This window comes from Rhodoferax sp. (genome assembly GCF_023701345.1).
Lineage (GTDB): Bacteria > Pseudomonadota > Gammaproteobacteria > Burkholderiales > Burkholderiaceae_C > Rhodoferax.
In genome coordinates this window covers 1-5,146 of record NZ_JAMPXE010000178.1, presented here as the reverse complement: position 1 = coordinate 5,146, position 5,146 = coordinate 1, and the positions used below count along the sequence as shown (strand labels likewise).

The 5,146-nt window shown below is 58.5% G+C and carries 5 protein-coding genes; 3 read left to right on the top strand and 2 right to left on the bottom strand.

Annotation, left to right across the window (positions count from 1 at the left end; genetic code table 11):
• Positions 1–157: 157 nt before the first annotated feature.
• Both NDI87_RS16390 and NDI87_RS16385 read right to left on the bottom strand, forming a co-directional pair.
• Entirely contained in the window at positions 158–712 is a 555-nt protein-coding gene (locus tag NDI87_RS16390) for a c-type cytochrome (RefSeq protein ID WP_296276611.1), read from the bottom strand.
• A gap of 374 nt (positions 713–1,086) precedes the next feature.
• Positions 1,087–2,007, bottom strand: coding sequence for a biotin synthase (locus NDI87_RS16385; protein ID WP_296276609.1), 921 nt, complete (start codon positions 2,005–2,007; stop codon positions 1,087–1,089).
• A 133-nt stretch (positions 2,008–2,140) separates the two neighbouring features.
• Here NDI87_RS16385 and NDI87_RS16380 point away from each other — a divergent pair, with 133 nt between their 5' ends.
• The 3 genes from NDI87_RS16380 to NDI87_RS16370 form a co-directional block, all read left to right on the top strand.
• Positions 2,141–2,740 carry a ComF family protein gene (locus tag NDI87_RS16380; protein ID WP_296276608.1) on the top strand — a complete coding sequence of 200 codons (600 nt, stop codon included), beginning with the start codon at positions 2,141–2,143 and terminating at the stop codon, positions 2,738–2,740.
• Between the two features lie 20 nt (positions 2,741–2,760).
• Positions 2,761–3,234 carry a tRNA (cytidine(34)-2'-O)-methyltransferase gene (locus NDI87_RS16375; RefSeq protein WP_296276603.1) on the top strand — a complete coding sequence of 158 codons (474 nt, stop codon included), beginning with the start codon at positions 2,761–2,763 and terminating at the stop codon, positions 3,232–3,234.
• 482 nt (positions 3,235–3,716) lie between these two features.
• The coding region (locus NDI87_RS16370) for a class I SAM-dependent DNA methyltransferase (RefSeq protein ID WP_296276601.1) at positions 3,717–5,146 on the top strand (1,430 nt) is incomplete at its 3' end.

The following is a 5,146-nucleotide window of genomic DNA, read 5'->3' as shown; positions in this document are numbered from 1 at the left end:
GCAATGAGCAAAGCGAAGTGAGCGAAGACCAGTTTTTTCATTTCTAAATTGCCAAAAAATTTAAGCAAAGGCGTGATTCTTTTGACGAACCGCGCCCACCTCGCCGATGCATTCATCCGACACCGTGCGTTGAAAACCGATGGCACTGAACAGCACTTCAGGGCTTGGCATTTTTGGCGACGGGTGCAGTCGCTGCGTCCGCAGACTCAGCCTCAGGTTCGGCAAAACTGGCGCCCGATGCGTTAGCCATATAGACCAGGGCACGACCCACTTCAACATCGCTGTAACCTGCGCCACCCTGGGCCGGCATGGCATTCTTGCCTTTCAGCGCAGCATTCAACAGGGCGGCATAACCACTGGCAATGCGAGGGCCCCAGGCGGCCTTGTCAGCCAACTTTGGCGCACCCATCAAACCAGCGGCGTGGCAAGCTGCACAACGCTCCTTGAACAGGTCTTCGCCAGAGCGCGGCCCGCTACCGGCAGCATCACCCAAGGTCAAAGTGCCCACCTTCTGAATGCGTGCCGCCACCGCCTGGTCCGACATGTCGCCCTGGCTCGAACCCTCAGGCGCCGCCATCACAGCCAGCAAAATGATTGCACCAACCACAACCGCCGCCACGATTGCCACTTTAACGGCAAGGTTGGCGGCACTTTTAAACAGATCACCAGGATCGTTGTCGGTGGTTGTGGCGGAGGACGCTGAAAGGTTCATGGTTTCCTTTGTCAGTGGGTATCAATAGGGTTAACGAGAAAACGTATTCATTGGCTCCGACGGTCGGACCTTCCAGCGCCGTCCTGCCGCTCACGCCTACCTGGCGCGTGCGAGAGCCATTGTGATTACTCGCACCGAGTAAGATACGCATACAAGCCACGCATAAATGCCGTCCTCATGGTTGAATATCTCAAGACTATTTGATATTTATCAAACGATTCTAAAGGATATTGGCTAGGGAATACGCACAAGGCAACAAGGGAAAACCCCAAGCCCATCCGGCGCGGCGGCCACGGGATGAACCTCAGGGCAGCCAGAAAATGCGGATAGCGGGCCCCACCAGCAGCAGCATCAGTTCCCGGTGAAGGTTGAGCTCATTCAGGTTGACCCAGGCCTGGCAGGGGGTCGGATCGTGCGGCGCCTGCGGCTTTTCCGCGTGTCAAGGCCGCACGCATCTGGTCCAGGGAGATTTCACTTTGCGCCCGCACCGTGAGTTTGGGCGCGGGCTTGAAGGCATGACCATAAACCACTTCAAATGTCAGTTGCATGGCATTTTTTTCGATCGCCTGAAGCAGCTGGCTGTGCCAGCGTCGCCCCCGCAATGTCTGGAAGCGTCCAACATGAAGATTGCGTCCCAGGCCCCGCAACTCCTGCAGCACGCGCTGCGGTGACTCAAACGTGAGCGTGATGCGCTCCATGTCCATCACGGGCTCGGCAAAGCCGGCCCCGATCAGCATGTCACCCCAGTCGTGCATGTCGGTGAATTCATGACTGGGCGCTGGCCAGCCCAGCGCCCGGTAAAGCACACGCAGTTCTTTGAGGGTGTCAGGCCCCAGACACGAAAACATTAAAAAACCATCTACCGCCAAAGCCTGATGCCACTGCTGCAGCAAGGCCTGGGGTTGGTCAGTCATGTGCAAACTCATGTTGGCCCACAACATCCGGGCTGGCTGCGTCACCTGATTGACCACCTGGGGCCTGGGCCGCAACCAGCGCTGTGCTTGCCACCAGGGCGGTGTCACAGCCCGTGCGAGATGCTGGGCGCGCTTCGGGCTTGCCTCGACCAGGGTGCAAAACGCCTGGGGATAGCGTTGCCGTAACAACGCATGCGACGCCAGTCCGCCGTTGAGCGGCGACCAATGCACCCAGCTCTCGGGCTGGACCGTGATCCAGTCCAGACGCTCCTGCATGCGCCGAGCCACTTCTTCGTGCAGCCATGCGGACTCAGCCGCGGGGCGGTTGTGCCAGCGCTGCGCAGCCTGCGGGTCAACAGAAGGGGGGGATTGATCAACCATAACGCGTTTGGAATAGAGACGCGAGTATATTGACTGTATGTTCACCAGCTTGCTTTCAAGGGTCTTGCGCCCACCCGCCAGCCAGTGCCGGATTTGCCGCACATGGCCGGCGCAGCCCATTTGTGACCGCTGCGTGGCTGAATTTGCCCAGCCCCAGCCACGCTGTCACACCTGCGCGCTGCCCTTGCCGGCCGGTCTATCGCAGTGCGGCGCCTGTCTGAAAGCCCCTCCGCCACTGGACATGTGTCTGGCTGCCGTGCCCTACGCCTTCCCGTGGGCGCATTTGATGGCCGATTTCAAGTTCCATGACCAGCCCGCATTGGTCCGGTTTTTTGCCCATCTGCTCAAAGCCACACCCTGGGTCGAGCCAGCGCTGGAGGCCGCTGACCTGCTGTTGCCCATGCCGCTGTCCAGACAGCGCCTGCAAGTCCGTGGCTACAACCAGGCCTTGCTGCTGGCACATCAACTCAGCGCCCACAAAACCCGGTCAGACCTGTTGCTGCGCATTGCCGACACGCCAGCACAGCACAGCCTCAAACGCGCGCAACGGCTGACCAGCCTGAATCAGGCTTTTGCGGTGGATCCGCTCAAAATTTCGACGCTACACGGTGCACGGCTGGTGTTGGTAGACGATGTGATGACCAGCGGCGCTTCGCTGTACACCGCCGCGCGGGAGCTCAAGGCGGCTGGTGCTACCCATGTCACTGGATTGGTCATTGCCCGCACCGAATAAGCTTGCGCGACAATGCGGGCATGTTTCATATTGTTCTGGTTGAGCCCGAAATCCCTCCCAACACGGGCAACGTCATACGCCTGGCCGCCAACACCGGCTGCACCTTGCACCTGGTGGAGCCACTGGGGTTTTCGATGGACGACAAGCACATGCGCCGTGCCGGGCTCGACTACCACGAATATGCCACCGTCATACGCCATGCCAACTGGCAGAGCTTTCTGGATGATGAGCAAGCTTTGCCTGGGCGGCTGTTTGCGCTGACCACCCGGGCCAGCCAGAACGTGTTCGAGGCACGCTTCAAACCCGGTGACTATCTGGTGTTTGGCTCCGAGACCAAAGGCCTGAGCGATGCCGTGCGCCAGTCATTTGCGCAGCAACAAACCTTCAAACTGCCGATGATGCCAGGGCAGCGCAGCCTGAACCTGTCCAACGCCGTGGCCGTGACCGTGTTCGAGGCCTGGCGGCAAAATGGCTTTGGCGGCCTGAGGACCTGAACTGACAGTCAGGCAAATAAAGAAGTCACGCGCAATGAAAAGGCCTCCGAGTATCGCTACTTGGAGGCCTTTGTACTATGTAATGGTGCGATTATCTGACTCGAACATCAAGCTACAACCCGCATGGATATTATAGATTTCAAGTTAACAATTTCAAAATACCAACAAATATACCAACAAAACAGAAACTGACCCACTGGAACACCCTGAAATCAGGTTTCAGTCTAGCCCATATCACTCAATGGTTCAACCAGTTGCCCGGCCTTGACCAGTTTCCAACGACTCCATTCAGTCACACCCCACAGCCTCGACAGTGCAACTAGATATAAGCACTTACCCGCAACAACCAACAAGCCTGAGCAGGTCCGTTGGTTTGGGGTAAACGCGAAATCAGGTGTGCTAAATACCACCGGAACACTGTGTAAGATCAGCCCATAACAACCAGCCCCCAGCAGCACTGTCACACTGCCAAAAACCACCGCATGGCCACCACCAACCCCAATTTAAGCTCGTTCATCTGGTCGGTCGCCGACCTCCTTCGCGGTGACTACAAACAGTCTGAATACGGCAAAGTCATCCTGCCCTTTACCGTGCTGCGCCGCCTGGACTGCGTGCTGGAGGCCACCAAGGCCAAAGTGCTGGCAGAAAAGGCTTTGCGCGAGAAAGCGGGCCTGAACTCCGAGCCCTTCCTGTTGCGCAAGTCCGGCCAGTTCTTTTACAACACCTCGCCGCTGGACCTCAAAAAGCTCATGGGCGACCAAGATCACATTGGTGAGAACCTGCGCGCCTACATGCAAGCCTTCAGCCCGGCGGTGCGTGACATCTTCGAGAGCTTTGAGTTTCACACCCAGATCGACAAGCTCGCCAAGTCCGGCCTGCTGTACATGGTCACCGAAAAGTTTGCAAACATCGACTTGCACCCCAACGTGGTCAGTAACGCCGAAATGGGCGCTGTCTTTGAAGAGCTGATCCGCAAGTTCGCCGAGCTTTCCAACGAGACCGCCGGTGAGCACTTCACCCCGCGCGAGGTCATCCGGCTCATGGTCAACCTGCTGTTCATCGAAGACGACCAGGCTCTCACCCAGCCCGGTGTGGTGCGCAGCCTGTACGACCCAACGGCTGGCACCGGCGGCATGTTGAGCGTGGCCGGTGAACACCTGGGCCAACTCAACCCCGACGCTAGATTGGTCATGTACGGCCAGGAGCTCAACCCCGAGTCCTACGCCATCTGCAAGGCCGACATGCTGATCAAGGGCCAGGACATTGCCAACATCATCTTTGGCAACACCCTGTCTGCGGACGGCTTGCCCGGCAAGGTGTTTGACTACAGCCTGTCCAATCCGCCCTTTGGTGTCGAGTGGAAAAAGATTGAGAAGGAAATCCGCAAGGAAGCCGAAGAACAGGGCTACAACGGCCGCTTTGGCCCCGGCCTGCCGCGCGTGTCCGACGGCTCGCTGCTGTTCCTGTTGCACCTGATCGCCAAGATGCGCCCGGCTGTCGATGGCGGCAGCCGCTTCGGCATTGTGCTCAACGGCTCTCCGCTATTCACCGGTGGCGCCGGCAGCGGTGAGAGCGAGATTCGCCGCTACGTGCTGGAAAGTGACCTGGTCGAGGCCATCATCGCCCTGCCGACCGACATGTTTTACAACACCGGCATCAGCACCTATGTCTGGATCGTCAGCAACCGCAAGCCGCCGGCCCGCAAAGGCAAGCTGCAACTGATCGACGCCAGCGGCTTCTGGCAGAAGATGCGCAAGAGCCTGGGCTCCAAGCGCAAGGAACTTAGTGCCGACCACATTGACGAGATCACCCGCCTGTTTGGTGACTTCAAGGAAGTGAGCCGTGACGGTGTGCCCATCAGCCGCATTTTTGACAACGACGCCTTTGGTTACCACACCATCACCGTCGAGCG